This window comes from Ruegeria sp. AB7 (genome assembly GCF_056542625.1).
In genome coordinates, this window is sequence record NZ_JBQGAC010000002.1 from 658,205 (window position 1) to 676,653 (window position 18,449).

General features: G+C 54.8%; 10 protein-coding genes and 1 pseudogene. 3 read left to right on the forward strand and 8 right to left on the reverse strand.

All coding sequences use genetic code 11. From position 1 onward, the window contains the following. Positions 1–25: 25 nt before the first annotated feature. The 5 genes from ACR0EN_RS08925 to ACR0EN_RS08945 form a co-directional block, all read right to left on the reverse strand. Positions 26–1,336 carry an HlyD family type I secretion periplasmic adaptor subunit gene (locus ACR0EN_RS08925; protein WP_170625511.1) on the reverse strand — a complete coding sequence of 437 codons (1,311 nt, stop codon included), beginning with the start codon at positions 1,334–1,336 and terminating at the stop codon, positions 26–28. After that, the gene (locus tag ACR0EN_RS08930) at positions 1,320–3,452 is read right to left on the reverse strand and encodes a type I secretion system permease/ATPase (protein ID WP_480586283.1); all 2,133 of its coding nucleotides are present in this window, start codon (positions 3,450–3,452) and stop codon (positions 1,320–1,322) included. Before ACR0EN_RS08930 ends, ACR0EN_RS08925 begins: the two co-directional genes overlap by 17 nt. Further along, the gene (locus ACR0EN_RS08935) at positions 3,449–3,631 is read right to left on the reverse strand and encodes a hypothetical protein (RefSeq protein ID WP_170509688.1); all 183 of its coding nucleotides are present in this window, start codon (positions 3,629–3,631) and stop codon (positions 3,449–3,451) included. Before ACR0EN_RS08935 ends, ACR0EN_RS08930 begins: the two co-directional genes overlap by 4 nt. Before the next feature lie 367 nt (positions 3,632–3,998). After that, positions 3,999–4,805 (reverse strand): SapC family protein, encoded by an 807-nt coding sequence (locus ACR0EN_RS08940; RefSeq protein WP_480586286.1) that lies wholly within the window; start codon positions 4,803–4,805, stop codon positions 3,999–4,001. A 64-nt stretch (positions 4,806–4,869) separates the two neighbouring features. Further along, complete coding sequence (locus ACR0EN_RS08945) at positions 4,870–8,724, reverse strand: Ig-like domain-containing protein (RefSeq protein WP_480586289.1); 3,855 nt, start codon at positions 8,722–8,724, stop codon at positions 4,870–4,872. 349 nt (positions 8,725–9,073) lie between these two features. On the opposite strand from ACR0EN_RS08945, the gene ACR0EN_RS08950 reads away from it, so the two are divergent. Then, positions 9,074–10,987 (forward strand): hcalcium-binding protein, encoded by a 1,914-nt coding sequence (locus ACR0EN_RS08950; RefSeq protein ID WP_480586292.1) that lies wholly within the window; start codon positions 9,074–9,076, stop codon positions 10,985–10,987. Between the two features lie 20 nt (positions 10,988–11,007). Here ACR0EN_RS08950 and ACR0EN_RS08955 read toward each other — a convergent pair whose 3' ends face one another. From ACR0EN_RS08955 to ACR0EN_RS08965, 3 genes are all read right to left on the reverse strand, one after another. Further along, a complete protein-coding gene (locus tag ACR0EN_RS08955; RefSeq protein WP_170818165.1) occupies positions 11,008–12,315 on the reverse strand; it encodes an HlyD family type I secretion periplasmic adaptor subunit in 1,308 nt (435 codons plus the stop codon). Then, a complete protein-coding gene (locus tag ACR0EN_RS08960) occupies positions 12,315–14,054 on the reverse strand; it encodes a type I secretion system permease/ATPase (RefSeq protein ID WP_480586295.1) in 1,740 nt (579 codons plus the stop codon). The genes ACR0EN_RS08955 and ACR0EN_RS08960 overlap by 1 nt, the downstream gene beginning before the upstream one ends. Positions 14,055–14,414: 360 nt before the next feature. Continuing rightward, complete coding sequence (locus ACR0EN_RS08965) at positions 14,415–15,746, reverse strand: nucleotide sugar dehydrogenase (protein ID WP_480503043.1); 1,332 nt, start codon at positions 15,744–15,746, stop codon at positions 14,415–14,417. A 358-nt stretch (positions 15,747–16,104) separates the two neighbouring features. On the opposite strand from ACR0EN_RS08965, the pseudogene ACR0EN_RS08970 reads away from it, so the two are divergent. Beyond that, a pseudogene (locus ACR0EN_RS08970) lies at positions 16,105–16,315 on the forward strand (hypothetical protein); the annotation flags it as partial. Positions 16,316–16,459: 144 nt separating this feature from the next. Further along, positions 16,460–18,439, forward strand: coding sequence for a bifunctional 2',3'-cyclic-nucleotide 2'-phosphodiesterase/3'-nucleotidase (locus ACR0EN_RS08975; RefSeq protein WP_480586298.1), 1,980 nt, complete (start codon positions 16,460–16,462; stop codon positions 18,437–18,439). Positions 18,440–18,449: the final 10 nt, after the last annotated feature.

Below are 18,449 nucleotides of genomic sequence, written 5' to 3' on the forward strand. Positions count from 1 at the left end.
ATCTGCTGCCCATCTGTCGTTCTCTTCAATCGCGCAGCGCCTCGTCTTTTATCTTCAGAACAGGTTGGATCAGATAATCAAGAACTGACTTTTGGCCTGACAGAATATCGACTTGAGCGATCATTCCTGGGATGATTTCAACCGCTGTACCACCCGCATCCAACATCGTGTCTGAAGTCTGAATTTCGACGACGAAAACCTCTTCTTCACTTCGTTCCGAGCGAGTGATGGTGTCGGCACCGATTCGAACGATCTCACCATCCAGACTGCCGTACCGCGAAAAATCGTAGGCCGTGATCTTGATTTTGACCTTTTGCTCTGGGTGCAGGAAGGCGATGTCCTTGGGTCGAACATAGGCTTCCACCAACAATCGGTCGTCCAACGGAACAATCTCAATCAGTTCCTCACCGCTTCGGGCCATCCCGCCGATCGTCGTCCGGTGAATCCGGTTTACGACACCCCGTACGGGGGCCCGGATCAGCGCGCGAGACGCACGGTCACGCAAAGAGGGTAGGGCAGGTTGCAAGGCGGCAAGCTCTGCCGAAACCAAAGCCAGATCAGTTAGTGCGGCACTACGAAACCGACTACGCGTCGCGCGGACCTTGTCATCCACTTCATCCAGCCCGGCCTTCAACCGGTTGATCATCGCCTCTGCTCTGACCTTGCGGCCTTTCCATTCCGCCTCGCTACGGCGCAGGGCCAAAAGGGTTGTTGCCGGTTCCATCTTCTGTTCGACCAATGGCACCATCATAGCGCGCTCATCGGCCAACACATTCAGGGTCTCGGTTGACGTGACCTGGTCAACCAATCCCTCTTCGTACTCGCGTTGCCGCTGTTCGCGCTGTCGAGAGAGAATTGCAATCTCAGCTTCAAGTTCTGCTTGCCGACCGTGGTACAGCGCAGTCTCCGACCGCACGACATCTGGCGCGCCAGTCAGAAGATCGTCGTCGAACTCAAGCTCAGCCCCATCGATTTCGGCACGTAGTCGTTGTGCGCGGGCCATCAAACCAAAGGCACGCTGTTGCTCTTGGCTCAACTCTCGTTCGATCTGAGTAGTATTCAGCTCCATCAGCAATGTACCAGCCTCAACCACCAGACCCTCGCGCACGTGAACGGACCGCAAAACACCGGGTTCGGTCGCTTCGATCACCTGAATATCGCCGGATGGCACGATACGCCCATCTGCCCTCACGACATCGTCGAGTTCAGTTAAATGAGCCCAGGCGACGGCGCTTATCAAACAACTGAGTATCAGGAGCAGCAGCAATGATCCCCGCAGCGGTGACCCTCCACGCATTTCACGGGCGAGGCTTTCCAGATCAGGATGCCGCGACATTCAGATGCCTCCCGGGCTTGCGAACTGTCTGCGTCAGGATGTTTTTGGGTCCATCCATCGCAATTTTGCCATCCTCAATCACTATGACCCGATCAACCAGTTCCAGCAGGCTGGTTCGGTGCGTCACAATGATCATCGTGGTATCTGGCGTGGTCTTTTTAAGGCGGCGTATAATTTCGGATTCGGATTTGACGTCCATCGCACTCGTAGGCTCATCCAGCAGCAGGACAGGAGGATGCCCGATAAGCGCCCGGGCCAATGCAATCGCCTGCCTTTGACCACCTGACAATCCTTCTCCTCGTTCGGCTACAGGCTGATCATAGCCCCGTGGGTGCCGCGCGATAAAATCTTCGACACCTGCAATGCGCCCTGCACGGATCAGTTCATCATCACGCGGGCGCACCGACCCGCTGGCAATGTTTTCCCGGACGGTACCGGAAAACAGCCAGATGTCTTGCAAGACTGAACCAATATTTCGCCGCAAGTCGCCGGGATCAATCTGGCGAATGTCCAGCCCGTCCAACATCACCGAGCCCACACGCGGTTGGTAGAGGCCCAACAGCAGTCGCGCAATCGTACTCTTGCCCGACCCAATCTGGCCCAGGACAGCGACTTTTTCACCGGGTTCGATTGTAAATGAAACACCTTTCATCGCATCTTCCGTTTGATCAGGATATGCGAAATGAACATTGTTAAACGTTATCCGCCCGGAAAACTCGGATCTGCTGATCCAAGATTTGCCTTCAGGCCGCTCATTGCTCGCCTGCATTAACGTGTCCAGATTGCGGTAGGCACTGCGTGCCTGATTGACACGTGTCAGGGTTTGCGCCAATTGTCCCAGCGGTGCCAGGGCACGGCCGGTCAGCATCACCGACGCAACAAGTGCCCCCATGCTCGTCTGGCCATCCGTGATCAGAAATACACCATAAAAGACGATAAGTACTTGCGCGGCCTGCTGAGTAAATCCAGTTAGGTTCAGGGCAAATTGAGTAACGGCCCTGCTGCGTGATCCGTAGTTTGACTGGCGTGCAATTGCACCTTCCCACCGCATACGCATCTGCCGACTGGCGGCGGTTGTCTTGATGGTTTCCAAGCCTGATACAGCCTCAACCAGAACAGATTGCTTGGATTGTCCGTCTGCAAAACTTTGTTCAGCAAGACGCGACAGGATCGGTTGAACAGCCAGTCCGCTGAGAAGAACGACTGGTACAGCGAGTGCCGGAACAAGCGCCAGCGGGCCGCCCACCATATAGATCGCGAATATGAATACCGCGATGAATGGCAAGTCTACGACAGCGACGAGTGTGGCAGAAGTAAAGAATTCACGCAAAGTTTCGAATTCGCGGATGGTACTGGCCATTGCACCCGTTGAGCCCGTTCGGGACGACATGCGAATATTCAGCACCTGGTCAAATACTCGCCGTCCCATGGACATGTCAGCATTCTGGCCGGCGCGATCTATGAACCCCGCGCGAAGGAGCTTCAGCGCGAAGTCAAAAAGAAGCGCCAACCCCACGCCAAGCGTCAAAGCAATCAGCGACTCGGTCGCCTCGTTGGGCAAGACCCGGTCGTAGACGATCATGATAAAGACTGAGGTCGTAAGCCCCAGAACGTTTGCCATCGCCGCAGCCAGCGCCACCTGAACATAAGACCAGCGGTTTGCGGAAAGGGACGACCAGAACCAATGACCCCGCTGATCCGCTTGATCTGCGTTAACCTCGTCGCGGTGCAAGGGTCGAAACAACAATGCATAGCCCGTGTAGACTTCGTCCACGCCGCTTTCGGGAACCTCTCCGATACCGTCATCCAAAGTGGGGTCGTAAAGCAATAGATCGCCATTGCGCGTGCGCCCGTGGTACACAACGGCGCGATCGCCTTCCAACAACAAGATCGCGGGTGCCAGCGGTGCATCAAATGCCGACAGCTTTCGCGCACCAAACCCGACCTGCAGGCCTGCTCGTTGTGCCGCGTACATCGCATCGCGCACGGTCAACTCACCTGTATCACCAGATTGGCAGGCGTTCAGTGCTGCAACTGTCAATGGCCGCTCAAGTGTCGCTGCGACATTCAACAAGCAAGCTTCCAATTCGGTCAGAGTTGCACGATCAACATTCATAGCGACTTATCCAGCGTGTCCATCGTGAACCCCGGAGAACCCAGAATGGTCTCGGTTAGGCTCGATGAGGCGTGATTGGCCAAAGCGAAGTTCTGCTCTGCCAGAATCAGCCGTTCCTGTAGCTGCATGTAGTTGCGTTTCGTACCCGACACTCGGGATTTCGCGGTTAATACACCCATTCTAGATTCATGACCGTTTGATACCCGCAAGTAAGACGGCACTTCACTACTAATGGAGTTCGTCTGAACGGGCCGTGCTATCAACCCCAATAAAGCCTGAGCCAAAAATGCACCGCCAGCGGCATTCTGGTAAGCTTGGATTGTCCTTGTTTTGGACCCACTTCGTGCCACAATCGAACTGCTCTGAACAGCCTTTCGCACTTGTTGGTCAAAAGCGTTCTTTGACAGTTTTTTAGATCGTGCTGTTGCGCTTGCTCCGGTCGTTCCTCGCGTTAAAGATGTCTCGACATCGGCTAGGTTGGGCGTTGAGGTGCAGGCTGAAACTGACAGTAACCCCGCTGTTATGCCAAGGATTCCAAGCCCGAGCTTAACCCATTGCATGGATCGCGCCCTCCTTGCATTGTCCGTGCCGAACCTCTTCAGCAAGTGCAGTCATGAATCCGCCAAAGGTGTCGTTTTGTTCTGAACTCCTCGTGCCTGATTGGCTCTGTGCACTGGACAGCCAAACGCAATGCGACAGGGATACTTGATGAGCGTGAATCAACCGTAGCGCGCCGCTGGAAAGCAGGGCCAATTTATAAGACTCGGGCAATCGTTCCAGAAGAATTGGATCAACGCCCCAGTAACACTCGGTCAAAGTGACGCCATTCTGTTCGTCCAGTGGTACAAGCAGACCCATTTCAGCGATCAAAGAGCAGACTTGGTCCGTTTTGTTTGCCGAGGCCAGGCGATTTTGCAGAAAGCGGCGCACACTGCAGAGATCCTGCGTCAAAAGTCCGTCCACTGTAAAAAATGGTTGGTCCTTAGGGTCATGTGTTACCAACCCTGAATCCTCGTCGACAAACAGACGTGACCGAGAGTCGCCCTTTTTTAAAGCTTCTGCCTGGAATGGAAAGCAACGCAACGCTGAAGGCACATAAGGCGCAAGCCAGCGACCGTTTTGGTCGACGAAGGGCGGTGCCATTTCCGGGATGACTGAGAATAGTGCGACGGGAGAAAAACCTGTTTGGTTTGACAGGAACACAATCGGAAAAGATGTGGCAATTTGCGGAACTTCTGAGATGACGATGGGACAGGCGTCCATCTCTGCAACAAATTGGTATGATGTGAACCGGCGCCAGAATCGATTCCTGTGCCGTACAAGGCTGACTGGGAAAAGGCCGTTCTCTGCCATGTGATCCTCTTGTTCTGAAGAGGCGAGGCTACATTTGTGCATCGCCCCAAGCTACGTGCGCCGTTTAGGCTGAAGCGCCAGTTGGGTCAGTGATCAGGATGTTGTCGTCGGACAAACTGCTCAGATCGGAAAGGCCATCGAACTGTGCAAGCGCTTCGACCGACGCCGAATCTGGGCCAGAGTAGTCAACCTTGACCAGAATGCTGTCAGTGCCGTCCGTTGCCAGCAGATACATCTCATCACCTGATTGAGCACCATTCAGGTTTTCGGCTGCGCTAGTGATTGTATCCAGATCAAGGTCCGAAAGCGTGGTCTCCAGCCCGACGAACCCGGTGTTGGCACCAATTGTGCCGCCGGCCACCAAGGTCTCCACACCGGTCCCGTCGCCGCGAAGCGATGTGGTATTCAACCCCTGGAACATCAAGGCGTCAGAAACGCTGGCTGCTGGGCCCAGTGTGAAACCATTGATCGTATCAATGCCATTTGAAGATGAGTCAGCTTCGAAAACGATGACGTCTCGACCCGCCCCGGACACATCTATGGTGTCGTCGCCCTGGTTGCCGCGGATGACATCATCAACATCCGAGCCCGTAATGGTATCATTCCCACCGGTGCCGAGATGGAGCTGTGATGGCCCTCCGTCTGGAGTGGTCAACGTCAAGACGATGGGTTGGTTCGCGTCCTGAACTGTCATGGTAAATGTCACCACAGGCTGCGATAAATCCCCATAGCTCGTGGCCGCGCCCGCGAAACTGATTGCGGAACCTCCATTCGGGTTAGCCAGAAAGAGATTGAAGTCAGGGTTTTCTGACTCGGAGCCGCTATCGTAGGTCGCCACCGAAGGATCGAACCCCAGCTCGGCGGTAAAGGCCAGACCGCTTGAGATATCGCGATCGGAATCTGCGTAGACCTCGAACGTCACTGTCGTTCCGCTGCGACCGGCTTCAACGATGGTGTAGGCCGCCGGAACATGAGCAATTGCCTGTTCGGACACCGGATCAGGATCGGGGCCGCCTGCGACTGTCGCCTGTGCTTCGAAATCGAGGGCGTCTCCCGCTTCAATCGAGGCAAAGCTTGCGGCAGGCGCGGACAGGGTCCAGCTCCCATCGGCCGCAACCGTCGCCGAACCAAGCGAGACCGAGTTAAGTGTAACATCGACCGCTTGTCCGGCTGACAGGCCTGCGGAACTGCCTGATACGGTCATTCCAGTGTTTTGTGCATCGCTCAGCGACACGGCACTATTGGCACCCAGATCATCGATGTAGAGGATAGGTTTGAAATCCGTGGCCAACATGGTTGTCGCATCGGTTGCCGGGTTTCCTGCGGCGTCTTGAACCGATGCCGTGACCGCAAAATTGCCTCCATCGGCCAAACTGGCCAAATCCGCCGAAGGAATGCTTGTGCTCCACAAGCCACCCGAAACCACCGCGCCGTAGGTCTGACCATTCAGGCTTACAGTGACAGTCTGCCCGTCCTCGGCATTTGTTGTCCCCGACACGCTGAGATCCGTTCCCTGTTCAACGATATCCAGAACGGAACCAACCGAAAGCGGGTTCAATGCAATTGTTGGTGCGCTGAGGTCGGTGCTGAAACTGGTAGTCGCTGCATTCGTGTTGCCAGCCGCATCCGTGATTGAGGCGTTCACGTCATACGTTTGCCCGTCCTGCAGGCCGCTCAAGTCTGCAGCCGCAGCTGTGAATGTCCAGATGCCACCGTTTACTATGGCGATTCCGCCGGTCAGAGCCGCACCTCCGGACTGGACGATCTGTACCGAAACTTGCGTACCATTGGCCGCATCAGAAGTTCCTGAGACCACCAGATCCGTTGCTTGTTCGGTCAGGTTGACTACAGCTCCACCTGACAGTGATGATATGGCGAGCGACGGGGCGGTGAAGTCCGTGTCAAAGCTGTTGGTCGCCTGTATCGCCAGATTGCCGGCGGCATCCGAGACATCTGCTGTCACGCTGATCGTGGCCCCATCGGGTAGCGCCGCCAAATCCGCCGAGGGGACACTGACCGACCACCCCCCGGTTGAGGCCTGTCCTGTGTAGGATTGGCCGTTCAGATTTACGGTGATTGTCTGACCATCTTCGGCGGATGTAGTGCCCGTAATGGTCAAGTCCGTACCACGTTCCGCAGCATTCAAAACCGCTCCGTCCGAAAAACTGTCGATACTCAGAGTTGGGGCGGTGACATCTTTGGATAAGTTGACGCTGGCTTGCGGGGCGACAAGGCCGTCGGCGTCCGTCACGTCGCCTGTGATATTGAAATCTCCGCCATCGGCAAGCGCAATGAGATCGGCGCTGGGGATTGTCACACTCCAACTGCCGCCCGAGACCGAGTCGGTATAAGTCTGCCCATCAAGGGCTACTGTTACCTGCTGCCCGTCGGTTACGTTCCCTGTTGTCCCGCTTACGACCAGGTCAGATCCGGTTTCGACCGCATTCAGGATAGCCCCGACCGACAAGGGAGTGATTGCAATTGATGGGCCCGTAAGATCGACCGGAACGGATACCGATATCGGTGTTGCCGAATTGCCTGCTGTGTCGCTGACGGCAACTGAAACGGATGCGGGCACACCGGTTGCCAAACCAGACAAATCGGCATTCGGGATCGTCACTGACCAACTGCCGCCCGATACAGAACCCGTGTAATCCTGACCGTCGAAAGATACATTGACCACCTGGCCGTTTTCAGCTGTGGTCGTGCCCGACAAGACAAGATCCCCAACGACATCGGCCAGATCTATTGAACCGCCACCCACTGGGTTTAGTGTCAGATCAGGCGCGGTCAGATCAGTGTCAAAACTTCCATTGGCCTGAGGTGCTGGGTTCCCAGCGCGATCCGATACATCAGCCGTCACCGTGACGCTTGACCCGTCTGGCAGCGTGGTAAGATCTGAAGCGGGCACCGAAACGCTCCAGCCGCCGCCCGAAACGGTGCCACTATAGGATTGCCCACCAATCGCTACCGTTACGGTCTGCCCATTCTCGGCATCCGTTGTGCCAGAGATTTCGAGATTTGTACCTTGTTCTGCAGCATTCATTACCGCACCCGCCGAGAATGTATCGATGGTCAGGACCGGTGGAATGGTATCAACGTCGAACCTTGCGGTTTCAGCCGATAGCTCCATCCCGCTACCATCCAGATGGCGCACGGAAACATCCGAGATCCCCTGAGGCAGGGCCGCTGCCTCGGCCTGCGTCAGTGAAACGCTCCAGCTTCCGTCGCCTGCAGGAGTGACTGATTTTGTCACCGATCCGATGGTAACTTCGACAGTCGTTGTTCCTTCCGGCGCTGTTGTTTGGCTGCTGAGATTGCTCAATGCGTTTGATTGCAGCTCAGCCAGGTTCAGGCTGGGCGGTCGAGGAGGTGAGGGGGTAACGGTGGGTTTGGCATCAGTTTCATCGTCGCTGTCTCCACCGCCGCCGCCTCCGCCACCGGCAGCTGCAGCACCGGCTATTCCCAACCCGCCCAAGGCCAGCCCGGCACCGCTTATGCCACCTGCGGTTGCTGCGGTCGCACCTGCGGCCTCTGCGGCTAGACCTGATTGTGCAATTTCGCCGACGACTTCATCTGCAACCATTATGGTGCCGTTTTCCAGAATCTGTACGTTCTCGGCAGAGACAACAATCGTCCGCCCATCTGTCAGTTTCAGCTGCACGTCGCCATTCGAAAGCAGCTTTGCCACCCGAACGCCCGGAATTGACTCAGCAAACTGATGTGACGCAAGCTGTTCATCGGTGGCCTGCGCAAGAGCTGGTAATGCGAATAGTGTCGAGCCAAGGCCGCCAGCAACCCCGCGTCCTACCCATCGCTGAAGTTTTTTGTCGAACCATTTGCGGATATGGCGCGTACGTTGCGCATCGGGCCCGGCGTCCGTGGTCGATTTATTGGTCGAAACGGTATCTTTGGTCATTTTGCCCTCTCATTAGATGGACGCTGGTCGTTGCGTGATATGCTGTTTTCGGCCGATCTGGTCTGTGGTTTGATCTTCTGCGCCATTCGACCGCTGCGAAAAATTTGAGTTAATCTGGAACTGAAGTCCTTGTTTTCACCACATTTCTGTTCTGGTTCAGAACCGAACATCGTTTCATCCTGTATGTGTTGCCAGGGGTGGCAGGGGGTAACGGGCGATGATGCTTCAGTTCGAAAGAGTGGTGGCAACGGGGACCGCAGCGCTCGATTCAGGTATCGGCGATACGGCTTTAAAAACGTTTAACGGGGAAACGTATCTTTACAGCACGAGCGGATCCGGGGGAGGGCTCGTGTCTTGGCGCCTTGTGGAGGGGGCTGGCCCACAAGAACAGGACCAACAATATTTCGATGCCTCGATTGCCCATCAGGTCGGGCACAGCGGAACCCCGATTCATCTGGCGGGCAATGATCAACTGGTCCTCGACGTCGATACTGCCACAGGGCTTGTGGGTTATGAACTAAACGCGGATGGCACTATCGGTGCCTTGCAAGAAACCAATGCTTTGACGGGCGGCGGGGATATCGCTGCAGCGGTCCAGGTAACGATTGGGGCTGGCGACTTGCTTGCGCTTGCGCATGAGGACACAGGCCAGATCGGCACCTATAGTATCAATGGTGATGGATCGCTGAGCCCGGCGCATAGCATTAACGCGTCTGCCAGTACGCTTCAGACCCTGCAATCGGGGTCGAATCATTTCATTGTCGGCGCAGATGCAACCAGTGGAACAATCTCGTCATATTCGATCGATCAAGGCAGTGGCGTGCTCTCTGAGGTTGCCGGTAATGACGATATCCAGACGCTGGGCATAAGTTCTCCTACGGCGGTTGAGACAATTCAAGCCTATGGAAAGTCATGGATTGTTGTGGCCGGATCGCAAAGCAATTCGCTAAGCGTTATGGAATTGGACGCCAGCGGGCGGTTAAAGCCGACGGATCATATTCTGGACACCCTGCATACCCGGTTTGGGGCCGTACAGGATCTTTCAGTCCTTGAGGTTGATGGTCGGGTTTTCGTGGTGGCTGGGGGCGGGGATGATGGGATCACGCTGTTTACAATGACGCCGGACGGGCAGCTCATCCATATGGATAGTTTTGCAGATACTCTGGACAGTGGATTGCAAAATGTCCAAACGATCAGCGTTGCGCCTATGGGGGATGAGCTGCAGATATTTGTATCATCTCAACAGGATGCAGGGCTCACTCAGCTGAGCGTATCGATTGCCGACCTTGGAATTGTTGCCAAAGGCTTCGGAACAGTAACCGGTACCGCGCAGGACGACATGCTAAAAGGCGGTATACTGGACACTATTCTGGACGGCGGAGCAGGGGACGATATGCTGATTACGGGCACTAGTTCCACGACCATGACGGGTGGTGCTGGCGCGGACATCTTTGTGATCCGTCAAACAAGTGGCCCGACTGTGATCACGGACTTTCAGGCCGGCACCGATCGTTTGAATCTGACCGATTATCCTTTTCTGCGCACCCCAGCGCAGTTGGATTTCACTTCCACCGCTCAAGGCGCCCAAATCGCTTATCGCGACGAAACGATAGAACTTGTTTCAGCTAATGGCACCTCCCTGACAACTGAGCAGGTATTCGGCGCAGGGTTTGGTGGTCCCGATCATATTCCTGTCAATCTGGGTAGCGGGCCGGATAACAACTCATCAGACGGGGTAGCTGGTGGGTTCACGCTGAATTCGACGACTCCAAACGCAGCGTTGGGAAATACTGAAATCCGGTTCACCCCAGACGGAGGGTCTGCAATTGTTGCGCAGGCAAATGCACAAGGTGAATTTGATCTGGATCTACCAGACGGCGCGTTTCCCGGCCAATTGGACATCATTAAATCGTATTCAACGGCAAGCAGCGAGATAACAGCGCTGGATGCATTGCAGGTTTTGCGCATGTCGGTTGGACTTGATCCGACATGGGGTCCGGCAACGGCCGAAAATTACATCGCGGCCGATATCACCCGGGATGGATCGGTAAACGCGTTGGATGCACTGGCAATTCTTCAGGTTGCGGTTGGCCAGCCTTCTGCGCACAACGCTGAGTGGGTTTTTCTGGATGCAAATGCGGATCTATCCGGAATTTCACGCAGCAACGTCACCTACGAAACCGGAGCAGAGGTCACTATTGTTGATAGTGATCTGTCGGTCGACATGACCTCAATACTGCTTGGCAATATCGAGGCAGTTTGAATGAGACTGCGTGACCGGTGCTATTCTCGAAACGCGCGGTAGAAGTAATCTGCCAATGGTTTGACCAGGTAAGAAAGCGGAGTGCGTTCATCAGTTTTGATCATGGCTTCGACAGGCATACCCGGCAACAGTTCCTGGCCATTCAAACGGTCCAGTTGTCCTTCGTCAGGCACAACTTCAGCACGGTAGAAGGTAAAGCCGCTTGTCTCATCTGTGAATGAATCTGCTGAGACATTGATCACACGGCCATTCAGCTCGGGCGTGTCGCGTTGATTGAATGCGGGAAAGCGCAGGGCGACTTCCTGTCCGCGATGTAACTGATCCACATGCAACGCATCCACCCGTGCTGCGACCAACAAGGGCGTATCCTGCGGCACTACATACATCATCGGCTCACCCGGCTGGATCACAGACTGGATGGCAAAAACCTGACTGTCGTAAACTGTGCCAGCGACGGGTGCACGGATGTCTAGACGCGACAAACGCTCGGAAAGGGAAAGACGACGTTCTGCCAGTTCTACAACGCGAGACTGCACATCCCGAAGCTCGGTGATGGCTTCTTCGCGCCGCGTGGCCTGCAATTCAACAATTTGAATCTCGGTCGTGGCGATCTGGCCTGTCAGTCGCGCAACTGTGGATTCGAGGCTGCCGATTTGCCCTGTTAGATTTGCCTCTTCCCGCTGCAATGCAGAAACGCGGCTGGCCTGTGTCAGGCCGCGATCAAGCAAACCTTGCTGATCTTCGAGCTCCGTTCTGATCAATTCGACCTGAGTATTCAGTGACGCCAATTGCGCCTGCGTCCCCTCAATCTCGTTCTGGATCTGTATCTTCTGTTTCCCAAGCTGGTCGATCTGCTGGGTCAGCGTTTCCAACCTGGCGTTGAACAGACGTTGTTGGCCTTCCAACAGATCGTCGTCGATCGATTCGCGGGCTTTGAGCTCTTGCAGATTTTGCTTTAACGTATCTGCGTTCGCACCATCCCGTTCAGCCTCTAGCCGGGTCTTTCGGGCAAGTAACTCAAATAGCTGAGATTCCACGATCGTTTGTTCCGAGGCCAAAAACGTATCGTCAAGCCGCAGCATCATGTCCCCACGCGCCACTGCGTCACCGTCACGAACGAATATCTCGCCTACAACGCCACCGTCGGGGTGTTCGATGACCTGACGATTGCTCTGAACTTCGATCACACCTTGCGAGATAATAGCACCGGCCAGCTCAGTGCGGACGCTCCATAATCCCAGTCCCAGGATCAAAACTACCAGAGCCAAAAGGCCGACAAAAGCGGGCGCTTTAATACTCCAAACGGGACGTGAACTCTTGTCTGCCATTATTCACCCACCTTGTTCAGGTGCCTTTTGATAACGTTGGCGTTTTGGACCATCGTGTTCAAAACTTCATCGCGCCCACCGGATTTGACGATCTGGCCTTTCTCGACAACGACAAGATCGTCGCATTCCGAGATCGCTTGAGGCCGGTGCGTCATGATAATCGTGGATTTGCCCGCGCTCTTGAGCTCGCGGACCGCGTTGTTCAGGGCAAGGGTTCCGTCTGCATCCAGGGCCGAGTTTGGCTCATCCAGAATCAACAATACCGGATTACCATAGAGAGCGCGCGCCAATGCAATCCGCTGTTTCTGCCCACCGGAAAGCTGGCTGTCATTGCCCTCAAGGAAGGTATCGTATCCTTTCTCAAGCCCCAGAATCAGCTCATGCGCATTGGCTGTTTTCGCTGCGGCAACTACAGCTTCGGGATCAGGGGTTTGTGACATCCGGGCGATGTTTTCAGCAACCGTTCCGTTAAAGAGGGTCACTTGCTGGGGCAAATAGCCAATATGTTGCCCAAGATCATCAGGGTCGTATTGATCAAGTGTAGCGCCGGCCAAACGGATTTCCCCTGCCGCCGGTTGCCAAAGGCCCAACAACGCTTTGGCTAGGGTCGTTTTGCCAGACCCACTTTTACCAATCACACCCAGAGCTGTGCCGGGGCGCAACTCAAGTGCCGCATTCCGTAGTGTCGGTGTCTTCGCGCCCGGAGGGATCACCGTCAGGCCCTTTGCGACAAGATGTGATTTGGGAACGGGCAGTTTGGTACGAGACGCTTCAGGAGGCGTTGAATCAAGAAATGTGTTCAGGTTAATCCATGCCGTGCGCGCGCGTTCGATCATCGACCATTGACCCACCGCCATTTCGACCGGAGCCAAAGCGCGACCTAGAAGGATCGTGCCAGCAATCATAGCACCGGGCGTCATTTCGTTGCGCAGAACTAGCAACGCGCCAAGCGCCAGCATGGCGGACTGCAAAAACAGCCGCAGAGACTTAGTCAACGAAGTAAAGCTGCCGGTCCAGTCGCTTGCGGATATGGATTGAGAAAGCGCCTCGGTGCGTTGGTTCAACCAGCGTTTTGAGACATCTTCTTGCATGCCCTGAGATCTGACGACCTCGGCAGCTTGTCTGGCGTGTTCAGAAAATGCATTTGCTTTGGCAGAGGCGATTTGAGCATCTGCCACTTTGCGATGGGTCAACGCTTGGTTCAGTAGGGCGATAACAACCAGAAGCGTTCCGCCTGCGACGGCCAACCAGCCTAGCAACGGGTGGAACAGGAAAATTGCAGCCACAAAGATTGGAGTCCAAGGGATGTCCATTACCGCCAACAAAACGGGCGAGGCACATAATGCACGGATCGATTCCAGATCTCGCAATGCAGTCGCAGGCGCTGATCGAACCTGTGGGAACAATGCGCGTCGCATGGTCCCTTCAAACACGCGTTCATCGAGTGCTGATTGAAATCGCGCTCCGAACCGAGCCACAATTCGGCCGCGCGCATAGTCCAACATCGCCATCAGCGCATAAAGCAGCGCGACAAGCAGAAATAGCGCTGATAAAGTCTCGACCGAGCGTGACCCAAGGACCCGATCATACACTTGCAGCATGAACAGCGGTCCGGTCAGCATAAGCAGATTGACAAAAACGCTGAAAATGAAGGCAAGCGCCAGGAAACTGTTCCCCTGATTACGCACCTTTCGCAGCTCATGGCGCTGAGGCGGGGTGTTGCGGTTTTTCAAGCTCACGCGTTTTGGCCCTTGATTGCTCACAATTGGAACTCGTCAACAGCCAATCTTCCTGTACCCGAAGGCGGCCTGACATTTCCCGCAACTATATCTGCCTACCTGCACCGGAACAACGCGCGTTTCATGCGCCGCCAATTGTTTAGGCGGTGTTCGTACCGATGAATTGATTGGAATGGCAGGAAAGTGCCGACATTTTTGCCTTGCGGGTCCAATTCTAAGCGCATTCATCCAGCGCTTAGGACACCGTCAAACCATTCAGAGTTTTGGTCCCGCGTAAGCGGTCATACGAGCGACAGCCGTTCCTAAGTACCATCCGCCAGGTGTTCCGGCCCTGCTCGGCAAAGCCGGTCGCAGTTTCATTTAAGCACGAACAATATTTTGCTCAGAGGTACGGTATTTACCGCGGGTGTCGATGAGGAGCTTCGCGTGATTTTTGATCAACTCATAATCAAAGGCATCGTGATTGGTCGCCAGAATAACTGCATCCTGCTCCGACAGAACCTCAGGGGTAAGGGTTTCAGATGACAATTCAAAGAAGTGTTCCCGCATCGTGGGAAATTCGGGCACATGGGGGTCCGAGTAGCTGAGATCTCCTCCATTGTCTCGGATCAGCTCCATCAAGGTGACAGAAGGGCTCTCTCGCATGTCGTCGACATTTTTTTTGTACGCGATGCCCAAAACCATGATTTTACTGCCACGAATCGCTTTGCTGCGATCATTCAGCGCATTGGCGAGTTTGCCAAACACATATTCCGGCATCGCCGTGTTCACTTCACCGGCCAATTCGATGAAGCGTGTGTTGATGCCGTATTCACGTGCTTTCCAGGTCAGGTAAAATGGATCGATAGGGATGCAGTGCCCTCCAAGTCCCGGACCCGGATAGTAAGGCGTAAACCCGAAGGGTTTGGTCGCGGCCGCGTCGATAACCTCAAAAATATCGATCCCCATGCGGTCAGCAACGATTTTCATCTCGTTCACGAGGCCAATGTTTACCGCCCGGTGGATATTTTCCAGAAGCTTTGTCATCTCGGCAGTCTCGGTCGAGCTTACCGGTACGAGCTTATCAATCGCGTGCTCATAAAGCGCGATGCCCGCCCTCAGGCAAGCCTCTGTATGTCCGCCGACCACTTTTGGGATTGTATTAGTCGTAAAATCAGGGTTGGCGGGGTCTTCGCGTTCGGGTGAGTAGACAGCAAAAAGATCCTCACCAACCTCAAGTCCATTTTTCTCAAGCCGAGGCAAAACTTCTTCTTTGGTTGTGCCTGGATAAGTCGTGCTTTCCAGCGCAATAACCTGACCCGGACGCAAATGATCTGATATTTGGTCACACGTATCGGTGACAAAGCTCAGATCTGGCTCGCGATATTTGTTGAGTGGCGTTGGCACGCAAAGCATAATGCCATCCGCCTCAGCGATACGCGAAAAATCCGTGGTAGCCTCGAACCCATTTTCCCGTGCCGCTGTGATGCGGGCATCGTCGATATGCTCAATCGAACTGTGACCGGAGTTTAAGTCCTGCACCTTTGTGGCATCCAGGTCGAAGCCAATGACCCGGTATCCAATTTCGGTATATCTGAGGGCCAGGGGCTGTCCGACATATCCCAGTCCAACAATCCCGATCACAGCCTGCTTCGCATTAAGTTTGTGTAGCAGGTTGTCCAGTGATGTCTGTGTCATGACAAAATCGCTCATTATCTAAGTCTGCGCAGGAAAGTCAGAGGGGGCCCGAATACGAAGTCGCGTCTCTACTAGTTGCTTTGGTGGAAAAGGCAATGGGTATTTGCTTTGCAAACAGTTTTGGCCATTGTAACTTCGTCAAGTTCGGAAGCCATTGACTTGCAGCTTTCACTTTTTTCCCGATTGGAAAATTGAACTGAAATCATGATTGAGTTCATCGGCTGGCTGACGCGCAGATAGCACGCCTAGACCCTTCATCCCGAAGTCGCCTAGAAAGCCCCGGTTCGACGATAGGTGTGTACTGAGAGAAATAGTCTTTTTCATTCACAATGATATGCGCTGACGTGCCGCTCCTGCCGATTGTGGTCCGTGCAAGACCCCGGTCAAATATGACAAGCGTCGGTACAGACGGCAAAACCGCATCGAGATCATATCCGATAGGCTCAAGGGTCTAATGCGCGTTGCGACGCGCTTTGACCGCTGTCTGTCACTCAGCCATCGCTCTCGCGGAAACCGCCATCCATCGGTTGGAAGGCCTGACGATGGGGGCAGTTCGCTGCAATCGCCTTTGGTGCGTAAAGTGACTTGGACTGTGCAATTCAATACAATAGGCTTTTAGGATCCTACCCCCAAGTTCGACATGTTTGATGCAAAGATCTTCACTGTCATACCCTTGTTGTGAAAAGCATCCAGAACACGCGTCGATCCACAAACCTGAGAGGTGCCTTATGTCCTATTCCAATCGTAGTTTGATTTCGCGCCGTCAGTTTCTCGCCACTACGACCGCCAGCGCAGCTGCCATCACCTTGCATCCCTTTTCGGCGGCGGCGGCCAACAATCAGGCGCATCTGAGGATCATGGAAACCACTGACATCCATGTTCACGTGTTCCCATACGATTACTATGCGGACAAACCGCGCGATACTGTCGGACTGTCGCGGACCGCTTCGATCATCAATGAGATTCGTTCCGAGGCGACAAATTCGCTGCTCGTCGATAATGGAGATTTTCTGCAAGGCAATCCGATGGGCGATTACATCGCCTATGAGCGTGGCATGAAAGAAGGCGACAGCCATCCGATCATCACTGCCTTCAATACTGTTGGTTATGACGCTGCCACTTTGGGCAATCACGAGTTCAACTATGGTCTAGATTTCCTTGAAAAGGCGCTTGCTGGTGCAGAATTCCCTGTTGTTCTGGCCAATGTTGCAAAAGAGACTGGGGCGTCCCCCCGCGATGATACGACTCTGGTAAAGCCCTATGCCATCCTTGAGCGTGAGGTTGAAATGGGGGATGGCAGCAAGCATCCGATCAAGATTGGTGTCATCGGTTTCACGCCACCGCAGATCATGAACTGGGATCGCAAGCATCTGGAAGGCAACGTGCAGGCGCGTGACATAGTCGAAACGGCGCAGGCTTACGTACCCGAGATGCAAGAACAAGGGTGCGACCTGATCATCGCCTTGTCGCATTCCGGCATTGGGGATGCGGATCACGCTGATGGAATGGAAAATGCTTCAGTCGTTTTGGCAGGGGTCGATGGCATCGACGCGCTGGTGACCGGGCACAATCACCTCGTATTCCCGTCCGCTACCTTTGCTGATCGTCCCGGCATTGATGTCGACAAGGGGACCTTGATGGGCAAACCGGCGGTGATGGGCGGATTTTGGGGGTCACATCTTGGCCTGCTGGACCTGCTGCTTGAGCGCGACGGAAACGAATGGCGGGTTGTGACGACAACGTCCGAGGCGCGCCCGATTTCAAAGCGAAACGAAGACCGTTCGATCACCGCACTTGTTGGCGACGATCAGAAAGTGCTGGACTCGGTGGCGAAAGATCACGACGAAACACTGGCCTATGTACGCCGCGCGGTCGGCAAGACTTCGGCTCCGCTGCACAGCTACTTCGCGTTAGTTGCGGATGACCCATCGGTGCAAATCGTCTCGATCGCGCAGAAATGGTACGTCGAAGAGATGATGAAGGGCACCGAACATGAAGGTCTGCCCATTCTATCGGCTGCAGCGCCGTTCAAGGCCGGGGGTCGCGGCGGCCCGGACTATTACACAGATGTTCCGGTGGGCGATGTTGCGATCAAAAACGTAGCTGATCTTTACCTGTATCCCAATACCGTGCGCGCGGTACGCGTGAACGGTGCTCAGGTTCGGGGTTGGTTGGAACGCTCGGCGGGTATGTTCAACCAGATCGAGGCGGGATCCGAGGATGCGATTTTGCTAAACCCGGACTTCCCTTCCTACAATTTCGACGTGATGGACGGTGTGACCTACCAGATCGACTTATCGCAACCGTCGCGCTTTGGACCCAAGGGGGAAGAGATCAACCCGGATGCAGCCCGTATCGTAGATTTGGCCTTCAACGGTGAGGCGGTCACGGATGACATGGAGTTCATCATTGCCACCAACAACTATCGTGCTTCGGGCGGCGGTTCTTTCCCGGGCGCAATGGGTGATACCGTCGTGTTCGAAGCCCCTGACACCAACCGCGACGTGATCGTGCGGTATATCGTCGAGCAAGGAACAATCGATCCCAAGGCCGATGCAAACTGGTCGTTTGCGCCGCTTTCTGACACCACCGCGTTGTTTGAAACTGGTCCAAAGGCGCGCGACTACATGGGCGAAGTCAAAGGCGTCACCATCGAGGATGCCGGTGAAGGCGCTGATGGGTTTGCGGCATTCCGCATCAGGCTCTAGCAAGGGTAAG